Raw genomic sequence first — 16,280 nt, forward strand, 5'->3', positions numbered from 1 at the left:
GGTACCTCACACCCCACGAGACGCGTCAGCGGTTCCGTAACGCCCAAACACTCGCAGCGTAGAAGAAGAGTGTCCAGGATCACGGGGAAACTTCATGAGGCGGGTTCCACCTGCCGGCCGGTCCCCTGCAGCTCGGGCTGATAGGCGTCGGGAGTCTGCTGTGCAACGCGACGGCCGGGCCGACCGCCGCCGTGGTGGCGAACTTGACCCCCGGCGCCCTCTCGGCGACGGCCTTCGCCACGCTCACCCTCGCCAACAGCCTGCTCGGCCTCGCACCGGGGCCTGCCGTCACGGGCATGCTCGCCGATCGCGTGGGCCTGCTCGACGCCTTGCAGATCGTCCCCCTCGTCGCCCTCGCGAGCGGTGCGGCCTTCGCCGTCGGCAAGCGCTTCTACGACCACGATCGGCACCGTCTGGGGCTGCTGCCCACGGCGGTCCGCAACCCGGAGTCCCAGCCATGACCCACACCCCGCCGTCGGTTACCGCTACGGAGGCAAGAAGTTCGACCGGACAAGGGAAGTGGCCGAGATCGAGGACGGGTTGCCCACGCTCCGGCACCTGAACTGGAAGTTCCCGTCAAGCGCCTGCTCCAAGGAGCCGGCCGCACCGACGTCAGTGCCGAAGGAGCCACGACCCACCCCGAGATGCTCACGTGGTTCGCGGACTTCACCACCGGGCGCGGGGCCGGTTCATGGCCCCGCCGGGCAGAGAGGGCAACGCCGCAGCGGGTGCCCGCTTGGCCAAGTCCTCCGTCAGTTGGTGGATGTAACGCCGGGCAGCCGCCCGTACGTTGGCACCGCCGCAGCAGGGCCACAGCCCGGGATGAGGGCTTCCGCGCTTGTCCGGGAGGCGTTGCCACGGCAAGAGGGCCGGTTGCCAAGCCCGCCCCCATCAGGCAAGAACTGCCCAAGGAGAACCGAATATCCATGACCACCGAGCCGACCCCCCACGGGCCAGTGCGGCGAACGATGGCCGCATTTGCCGCGGTCGCCTTCGCCACTCTCGCCACGTCAGTCTCTCCGCTCACGACCGGAACGGCTCACGCGGAAACCCCCGCCATGACCGGCCTGTCCCTGTCACCGCGCCTGCCCCAGGGCGACGGTCTTGCGCCGTCATTGGACCTGGCGAAGGACTCGCCGGACTACGGGACCGAAATGGTCATCAACAAGTCGCCGATGGCGAATTGGAGCATCCTCCCCCATGGGGACGGGAGTTTCCTGATCCGCAACGACAAGACGCAGAAGTGCGTCGACTTCAACACCGACAACGGCCACCTCGTCGAGCCGAAGTACTGCGACCAGACAAACAGCAAGCAGAATTGGTATCTGCAGCCCTCGAACGGTGGTGACGGCTACTACCTGATCCGGAACGTCAACACCAATAAGTGCATGGATGTGTTCGGGGGAAGCAGTAACGACGGCACAACCGTGGGTATCCACGACTGCAACGGTGCCGGCAATCAGGAGTGGACCATCGGCCCGACGCCCGGTCCGGACTACACGGGCCCCAGCCTCTCGGACCTGGCCACCGCGTACGCCCTGAAGCAGTGCAGCAACGGTGCCGGCACCGTCAAGTCGTGCGATTACGCGGTCACCGGCGACAGCGTGGCTTCCGTGGGGAACCTGAAGCGGGTCAGCTCCAACGTGTGGAACAACAGCACCGACCCCGGGGAACGGACCATCACCTGGACGCAGACCACGTCCCAGACCAATACGGTGGGCACCTCCCTCACCGTCACGAGCGAGGTCGGGGTCAACGTCGAATTCGTCACGGCCAAGGTCAGTACGGCGCTCACCGCACGCTACGAGCACTCCTGGACCCAGACCGACACCGTGAGCGACGCAAACAAGATATCCGTGAAGCCGGGCAACTACAGCTGGGCGATGCGAGGCCAGCTGATGAAGACGGTGACGGGTAAGTGGACGTTCACCAATGATCTCGGTGACACCTGGTCCGGCGACGGCACCGCCACCGTCCCCGCCAAGGACGGCACCGACAGTCTCAGCAGCAACCTGGTGCTGTGCACGAGCGACAGCCCCGCTCCGGAGTGTGTCAACAACCGGTGACCGGTGCGGAGCACTCCCCTCGTGATCCGAGTGCACTCCGTCGCGTGATCTGACGGCACGCCGTCGGACCGTTTTCCCCGGCCTCCGCGAACGGAGCCGGGGAACAACGCGTCGAGCGCCGAGGGGGTCAGCCCTGCGAAGGTGACCGCCCGGACTTCTGCCGGCGGGTCACCTCCGCGGCGATCTCGACCCGTGAGGTCATCACCAGCTTTCTGAGGATGCTGGACACATGGGTGCTGACGGTGCTTCGGGCGATGGACAGCCGAGCGGCGATCTCGGGATTGGAACACCCTTCGGCCACGTGCTCCGCAACCAGGCGTTCGGTGTGGGTGAGTGCTTCCCAGCCGTCGCGAAAGCCGGTTCGGGTCCGGTGTGAGCCCCGGCGAACGGCGACCGCACGCAGCCGGGACGTCGCCTGGGCCATGTCCCGGACCGCGCCCATCTGCGTGAACGTGTCCAGCGCCTGATCGAGCAGAGCGCGGGCGTCGTCCAGCCGCCCTCTGCGGGCCAGCATTTCTGCCGCATCGGTAAGGGCATGTGCCGCGTTGAGCGGCCGCGGAGCGTTGCGGTAGCAGCGGACCGCTTCCATGAGCAGATCGGGGTCCCCGCTCAGCAGGCCTTGACAGCGGTAGGCGTCACCGAGGTGGTAGAGGCCGCCGCTGTGGTCGGCGCGCCGTTGCGCGGCGGCAGCGTATCGCTGTGCGTTCGCATGGTCCCCCTGGGCCAGGGCCAGGCGGACCAGATCAGGTGTCAGAAAGCTGAGGATCAGCTTGCCCGGCAGATGGCCGACGCCGCTGTCGAACGCCTCGGCGAGTCGGGAGTAGGCACGCTGGGCATCGCCCTGCGCTTCGTCCAGAAGGGCGCCGGCGCACAGCGGCAGATACTCGTAGAAGGCAGCGACCGTCGAGTTGTCAGCCTCGGGCGGCAGAGCGGTCAGATGTGCTTCGGCGAGGGGGCGGCTGCCTCTGTGCACGGCGATCAACGCCGCCACCGCCCGCAGCGCCCGGTTCAGCGCGTCCCGGCCTCCGCAGTCGAGACCTGATGCGATCTCCGCCAGCGCATCGTCCCAGCGCCCCGTGTGGAACGCGAGGAGCGCGCAGGACAGGTGGTACCAGGGCAGAAACATCCCTCCGGTGTGCTCCGCCGGGATGCGTATGGCGGCGAGGGCCCGCTGGGCGTCGTGCCCGAGATCGAGATCGACGTAGTAGTTCACCAGGGCGAGTTGCAGCCCCATCCACTGCGCCGGGTGCATCGTGTCGGGCGTGAGGCGGGACGCCTGCCGCGCAAGTTCCACCGCTTCGGCGTCAGGCGTTTCGAGGAATCGTTTGGCTGCCAGTACGTGCAGGGCGCCGGCCAGGGCGTGACTGTCGCCGGCCTTGTCGGCGGCGCGCCGGGCACGTGAGGCGACCGCGCCGGCTTCGGTGAGGTCGCCCAGCGCGAAGAGACATACCGCGCCGAACGCCTGGAGCCGGACCGCCTCGATCGCCGGTACGTCCGGCTTCCGGTATCCGGCCCGCGCCTCCGCCAGTGCCAGGTCGGGCCGGCCACGGGCGAACGCGGCCTGGATGACGATCCAGCGCATCAGGCATTCCCACCCGGGGTCAGGCGCCTTGGCCAGGGCGCAGCGGGCACTTTCCTCCGCCTCGGCGAGGAGACCGCAGGAAAGCTGCGCAAGGGCGTGGTGCAGACGGAGGCCGGCGTACCCGGCATCCGTGGGGTCGCCGAGTTCCAGCGCCGTGGTGAGCAGCCGCAGAGCCATGGCCGGTGCCCGCGTGGTGAGCCGTGCCGCGGATCCTTCCAGCCAGGTGATCAGGAAGTCCGGGCTCGGCAGCCCGTTGAGGAGGTGCTCGGCAACGCGTTCGGGAGCTGCCCCGGCGTCGGCCAGACACTGCGCTGCTCTCATGTGCAGCATGGCCCGGACCGACCCCGGCACGGCGTCGTACAAGGCGTGCCGGATGACCTCGTGCCGGAAGCGCAGGCGCCGGCCGGTGTCCCTCAGCACCCCGGATGCCTCGGCCTCCGCCATGACGGCCAGCAGGTCGCGTAGCGGAAGGTCCACCACCGCTGCGAGTTCGGCGGTGGTGCAACTGGCACCCAGTACGGAGGCGACGCGCAGCACCTGCAGCGCATCATCACGCAGATAGCGAAGCCGGTGCGTCACCAGCGCGGTCAGCGGCGGCAGCGAACAGCCGGCGGCGATGTCCGCCGTGGCCTCACCGGTCTCGATGGCGTGCTCGCGCCTCAGCGCGGCGATCAACTCGGTGAGGTACAACGGGTTGCCGGCGGCTCCCTCGGCCATACGGCGCAGTCGCGGACCGGCCGACCGGCCGCACAGGTCTGCCAGCAGGGCCGCCACGGCCTCCGTATCGAGGGGTGACAGCTCCAGCAGGGTGCGATTTCCGGCGATCGGGCTCCGTGACAGGTGGTCGACTTCCCCGACTCCGGACACGGGCCGGTGCGCACCCACCACCAGAAGCGGCAATTGGTGCACCGAACCCACCAGTTTGTGCAGCACGGCCACGCTTGCCGAGTCCGCCCACTGGAGGTCGTCGAGGAACAGCGCCAGCGGACCCTGTGCGCACAAGTCCTCGACCAGCCCGATCATCGCCTCGGCCGTCGCGGCATACGCCCCCGCCGTCTCACTCTTGGTGCCTGGCAGACCGTAGCGGGCATCGCCACGCAGCACCTCGGCGACGCGGGCCCGCCGGGCATCCGAGGGAGACTCCTCCAGCCCCAAGCAGCTTGAAAGGAAGGCGAACGGACATGCCTGTTCCAGCTCCTGGGCACTGGCCTGCAGCACCCGCAGGCCCCTCCGCTCTGCGGCCGCCGCGGCCTGCTCGAGCACCGCGGTCTTCCCGAGACCGGCCTCGCCCACGACGAACGCGGCCTGCCCCTCGCCCGCGAGCGTGGACTCCGCCAGCCTGGACAGCTCCGCCAGCTCAGCCGCACGACCCACAAGCCAACCTTCGGATGAAGCCATCATTTCGCCCCCACGCCATGCAATGCCAGGTGTTTCATAGCACATGTCTTGGATGTGCGTAGCGAACGACCGTCAGCCGGACGAGATCCGCTCATCGATCAAGGCAGCCGTGGAGCCCGGGTACGTGCGGAGGCCGGGTATGTGGGGAGGCCGGGTAGGTGGGGTCCGGGTATGTGGGGTCCGGGACATGACCATCGTCATGCCGCCCGGCCGCCCCGGCCGCGGGGACCGGACGAGTGCGGAACGGCGGCGGCCCGGAGGTCAGGGCGGGCGCGGTGGAGCCGGCCGCCCGCAGGCGGTCACCCGGCTCTGCAGCGGCTTGGCGGGGGCATCCGGCACAAAACGGTACGCAGGCCGGCCGGCATGAAGACGGCTCACACGTTCGCGGCGGCTCTCCGTGTCCCCACGAGCGGCCACCTGGGGTCCGGCTGCGTCGCGCGCAGTGGAGCAGCGGTGGCCGCGCCGGGAGCTCGGCGCACCCTGGGCGCCGCACGACTCGACCAGCTGCCGCGGAGCTCCCGCAGGTGTTCCGGTCGGCTACTTGGCCAGGTAACCGCCGTCGACGACGTGGTCGCTGCCGGTCACGTACGAGGCGTCGTCGGACACCAGGAACGCGATGAGTGCGGCGACTTCGGCCGGCTGCGCGGTGCGCCGCAGGGGGACGGCGGTGAGGAGACCGTCGGTGGCGCCGGGCGGCAGCGAGGTGACCATAGGGGTGTCGACGATGCCTGGTGACACCGACACGACCCGGATGCCGTGGGCGGCGTATTCGCGCGCCGCGGTCCGGGTCAGGGCGAGGACACCCTGCTTGGCGGCGGCGTAGGCGCCGTGCCCCCGGAAGGCCGAATGTGCCGCTATGGAGGCAAGGTTGACGATGACGCCACCCGTGGCGGCCATCGCGGGGAGCTGGCAGCGCATCGCGTGGAAGACGCCGTACAGGTTCACCCTCATCACGGTGTCGAAGTCTGCGGGCGGGAGTTCGGCCAGTGGGCTGAGGGGGCCGCTGGTTCCGGCGCTGTTGACCGCGATCCGCAGGCCGTCGCGCAGGGTGGCGGCTTCCGTGACGACGTGGGTGACGCTGTCCGGGTCGGTGACGTCGATGCGGCGGGGCAGGGCGGTGCCACCGGCTGCGGTGATCTGCCGGGCCACACGGGTCGCACCGTCCTCGTCGAGGTCCGCGACCATCACCACAGCGCCTTCCGCGGCCAGTCGCCGCGCGCACGAGGCGCCGATCCCGGAGGCGCCACCGGTCACCAGGGCGACCCGGTCCCGCAGCCGGCCGGGCTGTGGTCCGTTACCTGACATCTGTGCGTGCGCCGGCATGTGCGGCTCCTGGCGAGGGGAAGGGGCAGGTGGGTGGAGGCGGGCATGGGAGGACCCATGCGGATCACGACGGGCGGGCATGCGCCGTGAGCGGCAGCCGGTCCGGACGCAGGACGGTGCCGACCAGGGCCCGCACGGGGGTGGAGCCGGCCGGTGTCAGGCGCCGGTGAGCGGTGAACGCGGCCAGCGCCAGGGTCAGTTCGGTCCAGGCGAAGTCTTCCCCGATGCACAGCCGGCTGCCTGCCCCGAAGGGCAGATAGGTGTGCCGCGGCGCCTTTGCGGCATCGTCGCGCGCCCAGCGCTCGGGCTCGAAGTCGTCCGGGTTCTCGTACAGTTGCGGATCGAGATGCAGGGCGTACGGGCTGAAGAACACCTCGGCCCCCGCAAAGAGACGTACGCCACCGAGGGTGACCGGCCGCACCGCGCGGCGCATCAGCAGCCACGACGGCGGGTGCAGCCGCAGCGCTTCGGTCAGCACCTGCCGGGTGTAGACCAGTGCCGGAAGATCCCCGAAGCCGGGGGGCCGTCCGGCGAGGACCGTGTCGAGTTCTTCGTGGATCCGCCGTTGGACGTCGGGGCGGCGGGAGATCTCGTGCAGCGCCCAGGCCAAAGACGCGCTGACGGTGCCGGTACCGGCCAGGAACAGGGTGATCAGCTCGTCGGTCACTTCGGCGTCGGTCAGGGCACCGTCCGGGCCACCCGTGGCCAGGAGCATCGAGAGCAGATCGCCGCGGTCCCGGCCATCGGCACGGTAGGTCTCGATGATGCGGTGCTGGACGGCCACCAGCCGGCGCAGCGGGCCGGCCTGCGGCGGCCGCCATCCCGGCAGCAGCGGGAGGCGTTCCGCCCAGGCGTGCAGCGGGGAGAGGGCAAGGCGCATCGAGTGGTACTTGACGGCCAGCCAGTCCTTGACAGCGGTGCGCAGCTCAGGGTCCTGGGGGTCCGCGAAGAGGGTACGCAGCAGGATGTCGAGGGTCAGACGGTGGATCTCCGGCACCAGATCGAGAGTGGTACCGGGCTCCCAGACGGCGGCCCGCGCCAGGGATCTTTCGGACATGACGCGGGCGTAGCCGGCGATCCGGTCGCGGTGGAAGGCGGGTTGCATCAGCCGGCGGTGGCGGAGGTGGCGGTCGCCGGCGGCGGTGATCAGCCCGTCGCCGAGAGGCACGCGCAGGGCGTCGAACATCGCGCCCTTGTCGAAGGCGCGGGCCTGCACGGTCAGCAACTCCCGTACCAGTTCATGAGAGTTGATGACGTGTACCGGCCGGGGGCCGATGTAGATCTTCGTCACCGGTCCGTGGTGCCGCAGCTCGCGGATGAAGCGCAGCGGAGCACGGTGGAGCCATGGGGCGTGGCCGGCCAGCGGTACGCGGCCGGGGGCGACGGGGGCTTCGGTGGGTGCATCGGCGGCGGTCCGTCCCGGTCCGCCGGTCAGTAGTGCACCGATTCTGCTCATGCCGATCCTTCTCGGGCCCGGCCGCATGTCAGCCCTCCTGGTCGGCGGAGGCAGTGGCCCCAACGGCGGTTCGGAGGCGGCGCTGCCCGGCAAAGAGGCCGTCGGCGGCAAACGCCTGGGTGTGGGTGGGGTAGTGCGTGAGGAGCGGTCGTGGGCCGTACATGAGCGGTACGCCCGGCCAGATGCCGTCGTCGCGCTGGGTCTCCACAAGGTAGCCGAGCGCCGGCGCCCAGAGTTCCTCGCTGAGCAGACCGCCACGTTCCAGAGCTGCGAGCGCCAGTCCGGTGGCGGCAGGAGTGCTCGGGCCGGCCGCTTCGACGGGCCAACCACCATCGGGGTTACGGGTTTCGGCCAGGGTCCGGGCGGCGGGGTGGCCTCCCGCGGGTAGCGCCGCGTCGAGGGCGGGAAGGACCTCGGCGGTGGCGTACGACAGCCCCCGGTACCACCCGGCGTGCCAGCGCCCCTGTTCGCCGAGGCGTTCGGCAAGCCAGCCACGCGCCGCGGCCAGTGGCACGCGATGGCGGCCGGAGTGGCGGTCCAGTGCGGTGACGACATGGGCGACCACGTCATCCACCGGAGGGTCCCCGGCGGACTGCCACGTCCGCCAGAGACCGTCGGCCGTCTGCTGCCGGTCCAGGTGGCTGAGCCCGGCCCGTACCGTTTCGCCGGGCGCGCCCCTTGCACCGTCCAGAGCGATCAGGACGGCCGCAGTGGTGTCGTTGTCGGATTCGACGCCCGAGCGGTAGGGCCAGCCGCCGTCCGGGTTCTGTGCCGCGACCAGGAACGAGACGGCGGCCGGCAGCCCGTGGCGGTCGAAGTCCGCCGCACCGTGGAAGGTGCGCATGGTCAGCGCGGTGTCCCAGACATCACTGGTGGAAAAACGCCAGGTCCCGTCGGGGAGTTGGCTGGTGGCAAGGTACTCCGCACAGCGGCGGGCGGCGGCTGAGCCGGGGTCGGCGGCCTGGAGCGCGAGCGCCGCGAGAGCGGTGGTGACCGGATTGGCGAAGAAGTCGCCCGACGGGGACTGCTGGTCGGCGACCATACGGGCGGCGTGCCGGGCGGATGTCCGGTCGCCGAAGTGGGTTTCCACCAGTGCGTGTGCGGACCAGAGTTCCACCCGGGTCCAGCGCTTGAGCTGCCCCTGGGCTGCGACCGCGGTGGCCAGCTGGGTGCGCAGCGCGGCGGAGCCGGTGCCGCCGCTGGTCGCCCGGCCGGTGTACAGGGCGATGGCCTGGAGAAGGCGGGCTCGGGCCGACAGCGCCCGGTCCGCGAAGGAGGGGTGACTCACGTCGATGGGGCCACCGGTGTCCAGGGCCAGGGACAGCAGCGCGGCCTCCATGGCATGGGCCACCGGATGGTGGTTCTGCGGGGCGGCGCCGTTGGCGAGCCACGCCCTGCCCCGCTCGGCGGCTCGGTCGGCGCCGGGGTGCGGAGAGTGTGCCAGGGCCAGCGTGCACAGTGCGGTCTCAGTGATACGAGGGGCGGGGGTGGCCAGCCATGAACCGTTGTCCCGCTGGGTGGACAGTGCTTGACGGGTGGCGAGGGCAAGCGCACGGCTTACCCGGGTGGCGAGCGTGGGCGATAAACGCACGGCCGGTATGGACGGTATCGCAGGTCCTGCTGGCATCTGACCTCTGTCTTTCCGAGTTCCGTTCCGCTTCGTCGGCGTGCCGCACCGATGTGGCTCACCGGCGTGGATGACGGCCCGACCCGCTGCCGGCTCGCCAGGGGCAGGCGAGGCGATTCGACTGCGGGCGTACGCACCGGCCCGGGGCGGGCCGAAAAGCACCGAGCGCCGGACCCGCACGAGCGCGGGACGTAGCCTGAGGTGTGGACACTTCGCGACCGCACGACCACTCGCCCCGGGAGATCGTCTCCATAGCGGACACATGCTCCGCCGCATTGCAGAGCATGCCACGACTGGAGATCTGGCTCAAAGAGTTCGCGTTGCCCGTGGACCCCGCCCTGGTTCCCCTGATGTGCCTTCAGACGGCGTTCTTCACCCCTTGGCTGCCTCCGGAGACCTGTTACCAGATCTCCCGGCTCACCGTCTGGCTGATGGCGATCGACAATATTCTGGACGCACCGGACGCACCGGACGCACCGGAATCCGCGGGCCTGGACGGGACCCCGACCCGCGTCCGGGCCTGGCACCGGGTCCTCGCGGGGCAGGGCAGTGATAGCGGCAGCGATGGCGGCAGCGACGATCCCATGGCGGGCGCACTGGCGGAGATCGCCCGAGCCCTGCATCGCGACGGCCGCCCCGAACTCACTGCCGTCTGGCGGAAAAGCATGCATCAGACGCTCGTCGGCATGCGAGGCGAACGCGAGGCGGCCCGGACAGCGGCCGCCGGCGGCGACGCGCCCCGGCTGACGGACTATCTACGGCACGGCGCCTGGACCATCGGCGTCGAACAGCAGGTCACCGCCCTGTGGGCCCTCATGGACGAGCCGGGTCTGCCCCGGCGCCTTCCCGTGCTGCTCGGGGCGCTGCGCCAGGCAGCGACCGCCATTCGCCTGCTCAACGACCTGCGCGGCCACCAACGGGAACAGTCCGAGGGGAAGACCGACGCACTCGCCATCGGCCTGACCGAGCAGGAGGTGTACCGGCGCGCCGAGGAAGGGCTCGAAAACTGCCGGCGGGCTCTGGCTCCGCTCACCGCTGCCGGGTACGGTTCCGCGGTGGCACTGGAGCGGGTGGCGCTCTGGCATGCGCGGATGTACCACCGCTTCGACCCCGTACGGCCCGGCCAGGCCACCACCTCACCCCTGCCGGGCGGGCCGGGCAGCGCCGCGTACGCCCGGCACAGACCGTTCGTCCCCCAGCCTGGAGAGGCCCCGGCCATGACCATCGAGCAGGAAGTTCTGGACGCCATCGCGTCCGGAGGGCAGTACGACAACACGAAGCTGGCGGAGCTCTTCGACAGGCTCGAACCGGTCGACGCCGATCTCCTCATCGGCACCTGGCAGGGCGGCGGGTTCGAGCACACCAGTGAGAACGCCGCGCTGCTGACGCAGATGCGGTGGTACGGCAAGCGGTTCGTCGACGCCGATCACGTGGAACCGCTGCTGTGCCGCGACGAGGACGGGACGGTCTTCTCGTACGAGGAAATGGGCCTCGCCAGGTTGCATGAGGTCGTGTACCGCGGCAAGCGGTCCACGGCGATGGTCTATGACCAGCTGCCCATCATCGACCATTTCCGCCGGCTCAGTGACCACGTCCTGCTGTGCGTGATGGACAAGAAGGGAGCCCCCGCGGACTTCTTCTTCCACCTCACCCGCGTACCCGCGTCGCTGCCCCAGCCACCCGGCGACGGCAGTTAGCGAGCCGACGACGGGGGTTGGGGCAGTACGTCACACCTCGTCGGAAGCCATCAGGGAAGCACCTCATCCCGGCCGAGCAAGGGGCGAAGCCGGCGGCGATTCACTCGATGTCGACGAGGAGGTCGCCCCCCTCCACCTGCTGGATCTGGTTGATGGCCAGCCTGGCCACCCGCCCGGCCTTCGGGGCGGTGATCGCGGCTTCCATCTTCATCGCCTCGACGGTGGCCACCGTGGTGCCGGCCGTCACCTCGTCGCCCTCGGCCACCGCGAGCGTCACCACTCCGGCGAACGGCGCGGCGACGTGGCCGGGGTTACCCCGGTCGGCCTTCTCCGTCACCGGTACGTCGGCGGCAGCCGCGGTGTCACGTACCTGGATCGGCCGCAGCTGTCCGTTCAGGGTGGACACCACGGTGCGCATACCGCGTTCGTCGGCCTCTCCGACGGCCTCCAGCTCGATCAGGAGCCGTACGCCCGGCTCTAGGTCGACGGCGTACTCCGTTCCGGAACGCAGTCCGTAGAAGAAGTCCTTGCTGTCCAGCACGCTGGTATCGCCGTAGGCCTGACGGTGTGTCTCGAAATCGCGCGCCGGCCCGGGGAACAACAGCCGGTTGAGCGTCGCGCGCCGGTCCCTCTCCAGTCCCGCACGGTCATCCGCGGTCAATTCCTGTACGGGCCTGGGTTCGGCGCGGCCCTCCAGCGCCTTGGCGCGGAACGGCTCCGGCCACCCGCCGGGCGGGTTGCCCAGCTCGCCGCGCAGGAAACCGATGACGGAATCGGGGATGTCGAACTCGTTCGGCGTCGCCTCGAAGTCCTCCGGTTCCACCCCGGCGCCCACCAGGTGCAGAGCCAGGTCCCCGACCACCTTGGACGACGGGGTCACCTTCACCAGGCGGCCGAGAATCCGGTCGGCGGCGGCGTACATCGCCTCGATCTCCTCGAAGCGGTCCCCCAGGCCGAGCGCGACTGCCTGGGTACGCAGGTTGGAAAGCTGCCCGCCGGGGATCTCGTGGTGGTACACACGGCCGGTCGGCGAGGCGAGGCCCGCCTCGAACGGTGCATAGATCCTGCGGACGCTCTCCCAGTAGGGCTCCAGGTCCCCGACCGCCTTCAGATCCAGTCCGGTGGGCCGTGCGGAGTGGTCGGTGGCGGCCACGATGGCCGACAGCGAAGGCTGCGAGGTGGTGCCGGCCATGGACGCCACCGCACCGTCCACCGCGTCCGCGCCGGCCCGGATCGCGGCGAGGTAGGTGGCCAGCTGGCCGCCCGCGGTGTCATGGGTGTGCAGGTGCACCGGCAGGTCGAACTCGCGGCGCAGGGCTGATACGAGCGTCTCGGCCGCCGGCGCCCGGAGCAGCCCTGCCATGTCCTTGATGGCCAGGACCTGGGCGCCGGCCGCCACGATCTGCTCGGCCAGGCGGAGGTAGTAGTCCAGGGTGTAGAGCCGCTCGGACGGGTCGGACAGGTCGGAGGTGTAGCACAGGGCGACCTCGGCGACGGCCGTTCCGGTCTCCCGTACGGCGTCGATGGCGGGCCGCATCTGCCCGACGTCGTTCAGTGCGTCGAAGATCCGGAAGATGTCGATACCGGTGGCCGCGGCCTCCCGTACGAAGGCGTCGGTCACCTCGGTCGGGTACGGCGTGTAGCCGACGGTGTTGCGGCCGCGCAGCAGCATCTGCAGGCAGATGTTCGGCACGGCTTTGCGGAGTGCGGCCAGGCGCTCCCAGGGGTCCTCGGCGAGGAAGCGGAGCGCGACGTCGTAGGTGGCGCCGCCCCAGCACTCCAGTGACAGCAGTTGCGGCATCGTGCGCGCCACCACCGGGGCGACGGCGAGCATGTCCCTGGTACGGACCCTTGTGGCGAGCAGTGACTGATGGGCGTCCCGGAAGGTGGTGTCGGTGACTCCGATGACCGGTGACTCGCGCAGCCACCGGGCGAACCGTTCCGGGCCGAGCTCGGCGAGCCGCTGCCGGGAGCCGGCGGGCGGTTCGGCCGCGGGCGAGGGGGGCAGCTTGGTGATCGGGTCGATCAGCTCGGGCCGTGCGCCGTGCGGCTTGTTCACCGTCACGTCCGCGAGGTAGGTGAGCAGCTTCGTGCCGCGGTCGGCGGAGTGGCGTGCGGTGAGCAGATGCGGACGCTCTTCGATGAACGAGGTGGTGACCCGCCCGGCCCGGAAGTCCGGGTCGTCCAGAACGGCTTGCAGGAACGGGATGTTCGTGGCCACACCGCGGATGCGGAACTCGGCCACGGCGCGCCGGGCCCGGCCGATGGCGGTACTGAAGTCCCGGCCCCGGCAGGTGAGTTTGACCAGCATCGAATCGAAATGCGCGCTGATCTCCGTACCGGCGTGCGTGGTGCCGCCGTCCAGCCGGATCCCCGAGCCGCCCGGTGACCGGTAGGCGCTGATCCTGCCGGTGTCCGGGCGGAAGCCGTTGGCGGGGTCTTCGGTGGTGATACGGCATTGCAGCGCGGCGCCGTGCAGGGCGACCGTGTCCTGTGTGAGGCCGAGATCGGCCAGCGTCTCACCTGCGGCGATACGCAGCTGCGCCTGCACGAGGTCGACGTCGGTGACCTCCTCGGTCACCGTGTGCTCGACCTGGATGCGCGGGTTCATCTCGATGAAGACGTGGTTCCCGTCGCGGTCGAGCAGGAACTCCACGGTGCCCGCGTTGCGGTAGCCGATCTGCCGGGCGAATGTCACGGCGTCGGCGCAGATCCGTTCGCGCAGCGCCGGGTCGAGGTTGGGCGCGGGCGCGAGTTCGATCACCTTCTGGTGCCGGCGTTGCACCGAGCAGTCGCGCTCGAAGAGGTGGATGACGTTGCCGTCCCCGTCGGCGAGGATCTGCACCTCGATGTGGCGGGGGTCGACGACGGCCTTCTCCAGGAAGACGGTGGGGTCACCGAACGCGGACGCGGCCTCGCGGGCCGCCGCCTCGATGGACTCGCGCAGCGTGCCGGGGTCCTCGACGCGGCGCATACCGCGCCCGCCGCCGCCGGCCACCGCCTTGACGAACAGGGGAAAGCCGATGTCCTCGGCGGCACGGACCAATTCGTCCACGTCGGTGGAGGGCTCCGAGGAACCGAGCACCGGTACGCCGGCCGCCCGCGCGGCGGCCACCGCGCGGGCCTTGTTCCCGGTCAGTTCGAGCGTGTCCGTGCCCGGCCCGACGAACGTGATGCCGGCTTCCTCGCATGCACGCGCCAGGTCGGGGTTCTCGGACAGGAACCCATAGCCCGGGTACACCGCGTCCGCTCCCGCCTGACGCGCGGCCCGGACGATCTCCTCCACGGAGAGATAGGCACGCACCGGGTGTCCCGGCTCACCGATCTCATGTGCCTCGTCGGCCTTCAGCCGGTGCAGTGAATTGCGGTCCTCGTGCGGGAAGACGGCAACGGTTTTCGCGCCCAGCTCGTAGCCGGCACGGAAAGCGCGAATCGCGATCTCTCCACGATTGGCGACCAGTACCTTGCGGAACATTCTGGATCCCTTCAGCCTGCCGTTGACGGACACCATGGTGTCCGCTACGCGCAGATCAGACGCCGGACCCGCAGTGACTTCTTACCTGACCAGCCGCCGTGTAACCCAGCAAATGGATCAGCGTGAACCCTGCCAGGGGTGACGAAGGACACCGATACCTGCACTGGCCCGCTCGACGCGCGCACTCCGCCGTATCCACCCACGAGTGCCGTATCCACCCACGAGCACCGCCAGGAACGAAACCCTGGCGTGGCGCAGAACGCAGGGCTGTGTGGCCGAGCCGGCGGCCGGTTCCCTGCGGGTGAGGACGTGCTTCCAGGCCCGCGACCACCCCACCGGGGTGACGGGTTCGCGCAGGGGCCGCACCGCGTGCGGCGTCAGGCCCGGCGCGCCAGCAGGTCGTCCAGTTCGGCCGCGAAGAACAGAGCGGGGTCAAAACCCATGTTGGTGAAGTGGCCGGCGAGTTCCAGGGACAGAACGCCGTGCAGCCGGGTCCAGAAAGTCAGGGCCCGGTGGAGGGCCGCGGGCGGGGCGGGGTGGCCGCCGGCCCAGTCACGGTGGCTCTCCAGGTGGGCGCTGAACGGAGCCGCGGGACCGTCCGGGGCGAGCGCCGTGCACGCGTCGAGCAGAGTGGTCATGATCTCGGAGGCGGTGCCGGTGATGTCCTCGGGCGCGTGGTAGCCGGGGACGGGGGTGCCGTAGATGAGGAAATAGCGCTGAGGGTCCGCCAGGGCCCAGGCACGCAGGGCGTGTGCCAGTCCGGCCAGCCCGGCACCGTCGGCGGAGGCCGTGCGGAGGGCCTCGGCGAGGGTTTGGTACGCCTCCCGGATGAGTTCGGTGATCAGCTCGTCGCGGCCGGCGAAGTAGCGGTAGAGCGCGGGCCCGCTCATGCCCATCTGTTTGGCGATCGCGTTGAGGGAGAGCGCGGACGCCCCCGCCGTGGCGATCTGCTCCCAGGCGTGCTCCTTGATCTCCGCGCGCACCTGGGTGCGATACCGCTCCCGCGGGGTCCCCGCGTCCGTCTTCGCCACGGCTGCCACCTCTCCCGTCCGTGTGACTACACCTTCAAGATCTCGTTAGAGAGTATCACTCATCCATTGACCTCCAACCTGGATACGTTATAAGTTCTCACTAACACGTGAACTTCTAGCTCGTGCGGGACTGCGCGGCACCGCCCGCGCCACCCCGCACTCCACCCGACGAGGGGAACCCCGTGGCCACCACAACCGAGTCACCACACCTCCACACAGGCCGGCGCGCACCGCTGTCGGTGACGGTCTCCTCCTGGGCGGTCCCCGTCATGGTGGCCGGGCAGTTCGCTTTGGTCGCGGGCCTCCCGGTCGTGATCGTGCTGGTCGGCACGCACCGGTCCGTCCGCGACCGGCCGGCACGCCGCGCGGCCACCCTGCTCGCCGCCGCATACGCCGTCCCCCTCGTCGTATGGCTGGCGCGGCCCGACGGGGCGCAGAGCCTGTCCAAGGACATGCACCCCGTGTTCGCCGGGCTGATCCTCGCCACGTCCGCCGCCGTCATCGTCGCCCTCCATCGAGCACGGGCCCGGTACCTCCCGCGCGCTGACACGCGCCCCTGACCGGCGTCCGGCTTCCGCTGTCACCGGACACGGGTACGGCACACCTGCTGCAGGTGTGCCGTACC

Annotated in this window: 10 protein-coding genes; 4 read left to right on the top strand and 6 right to left on the bottom strand. The window is 70.2% G+C overall.

Annotated elements, in window-relative coordinates:
- Positions 1-194: 194 nt before the first annotated feature.
- Positions 195-461, top strand: coding sequence for a hypothetical protein (locus ACWGJY_RS35695; RefSeq protein WP_453265054.1), 267 nt, complete (start codon positions 195-197; stop codon positions 459-461).
- Positions 462-1,058: 597 nt separating this feature from the next.
- A complete protein-coding gene (locus tag ACWGJY_RS35700) occupies positions 1,059-2,066 on the top strand; it encodes an RICIN domain-containing protein (protein WP_453265055.1) in 1,008 nt (335 codons plus the stop codon).
- A 127-nt stretch (positions 2,067-2,193) separates the two neighbouring features.
- Here the strand turns inward: ACWGJY_RS35700 and ACWGJY_RS35705 are convergent, their stop codons facing one another.
- From ACWGJY_RS35705 to ACWGJY_RS35720, 4 genes are all read right to left on the bottom strand, one after another.
- The gene (locus ACWGJY_RS35705) at positions 2,194-5,022 is read right to left on the bottom strand and encodes a helix-turn-helix transcriptional regulator (protein WP_453265056.1); all 2,829 of its coding nucleotides are present in this window, start codon (positions 5,020-5,022) and stop codon (positions 2,194-2,196) included.
- Between the two features lie 561 nt (positions 5,023-5,583).
- Positions 5,584-6,369, bottom strand: a complete 786-nt coding sequence (locus tag ACWGJY_RS35710) for an SDR family NAD(P)-dependent oxidoreductase (protein WP_453265057.1) — start codon at positions 6,367-6,369, stop codon at positions 5,584-5,586.
- A 64-nt stretch (positions 6,370-6,433) separates the two neighbouring features.
- Positions 6,434-7,825, bottom strand: a complete 1,392-nt coding sequence (locus ACWGJY_RS35715) for a cytochrome P450 (protein ID WP_453265058.1) — start codon at positions 7,823-7,825, stop codon at positions 6,434-6,436.
- 28 nt (positions 7,826-7,853) lie between these two features.
- The gene (locus tag ACWGJY_RS35720) at positions 7,854-9,416 is read right to left on the bottom strand and encodes a prenyltransferase/squalene oxidase repeat-containing protein (protein ID WP_453265059.1); all 1,563 of its coding nucleotides are present in this window, start codon (positions 9,414-9,416) and stop codon (positions 7,854-7,856) included.
- Between the two features lie 320 nt (positions 9,417-9,736).
- Between ACWGJY_RS35720 and ACWGJY_RS35725 the strand changes: the two genes are divergently transcribed.
- Positions 9,737-11,149 (top strand): DUF4334 domain-containing protein, encoded by a 1,413-nt coding sequence (locus tag ACWGJY_RS35725; protein ID WP_453265060.1) that lies wholly within the window; start codon positions 9,737-9,739, stop codon positions 11,147-11,149.
- Between the two features lie 100 nt (positions 11,150-11,249).
- Here ACWGJY_RS35725 and ACWGJY_RS35730 read toward each other — a convergent pair whose 3' ends face one another.
- Complete coding sequence (locus ACWGJY_RS35730; protein ID WP_453265061.1) at positions 11,250-14,624, bottom strand: pyruvate carboxylase; 3,375 nt, start codon at positions 14,622-14,624, stop codon at positions 11,250-11,252.
- Between the two features lie 377 nt (positions 14,625-15,001).
- The gene (locus ACWGJY_RS35735) at positions 15,002-15,655 is read right to left on the bottom strand and encodes a TetR/AcrR family transcriptional regulator (RefSeq protein WP_453265062.1); all 654 of its coding nucleotides are present in this window, start codon (positions 15,653-15,655) and stop codon (positions 15,002-15,004) included.
- A 182-nt stretch (positions 15,656-15,837) separates the two neighbouring features.
- Between ACWGJY_RS35735 and ACWGJY_RS35740 the strand changes: the two genes are divergently transcribed.
- Positions 15,838-16,215, top strand: a complete 378-nt coding sequence (locus ACWGJY_RS35740; protein WP_453265063.1) for a hypothetical protein — start codon at positions 15,838-15,840, stop codon at positions 16,213-16,215.
- Positions 16,216-16,280: the final 65 nt, after the last annotated feature.

Source organism: Streptomyces sp. NPDC054765 (genome assembly GCF_053612065.1).

Excerpts from the sequence above, each read along its gene's own strand:
- ACWGJY_RS35700 (WP_453265055.1), top strand. The coding sequence starts at position 1,059 with ATGACCGGCCTGTCCCTGTCACCGCGCCTGCCCCAGGGCGACGGTCTT.
- ACWGJY_RS35710 (WP_453265057.1), bottom strand. The coding sequence starts at position 6,369 with ATGCCGGCGCACGCACAGATGTCAGGTAACGGACCACAGCCCGGCCGG.
- ACWGJY_RS35715 (WP_453265058.1), bottom strand. The coding sequence starts at position 7,825 with ATGAGCAGAATCGGTGCACTACTGACCGGCGGACCGGGACGGACCGCC.
- ACWGJY_RS35725 (WP_453265060.1), top strand. The coding sequence starts at position 9,737 with ATGCCACGACTGGAGATCTGGCTCAAAGAGTTCGCGTTGCCCGTGGAC.
- ACWGJY_RS35730 (WP_453265061.1), bottom strand. The coding sequence starts at position 14,624 with ATGTTCCGCAAGGTACTGGTCGCCAATCGTGGAGAGATCGCGATTCGC.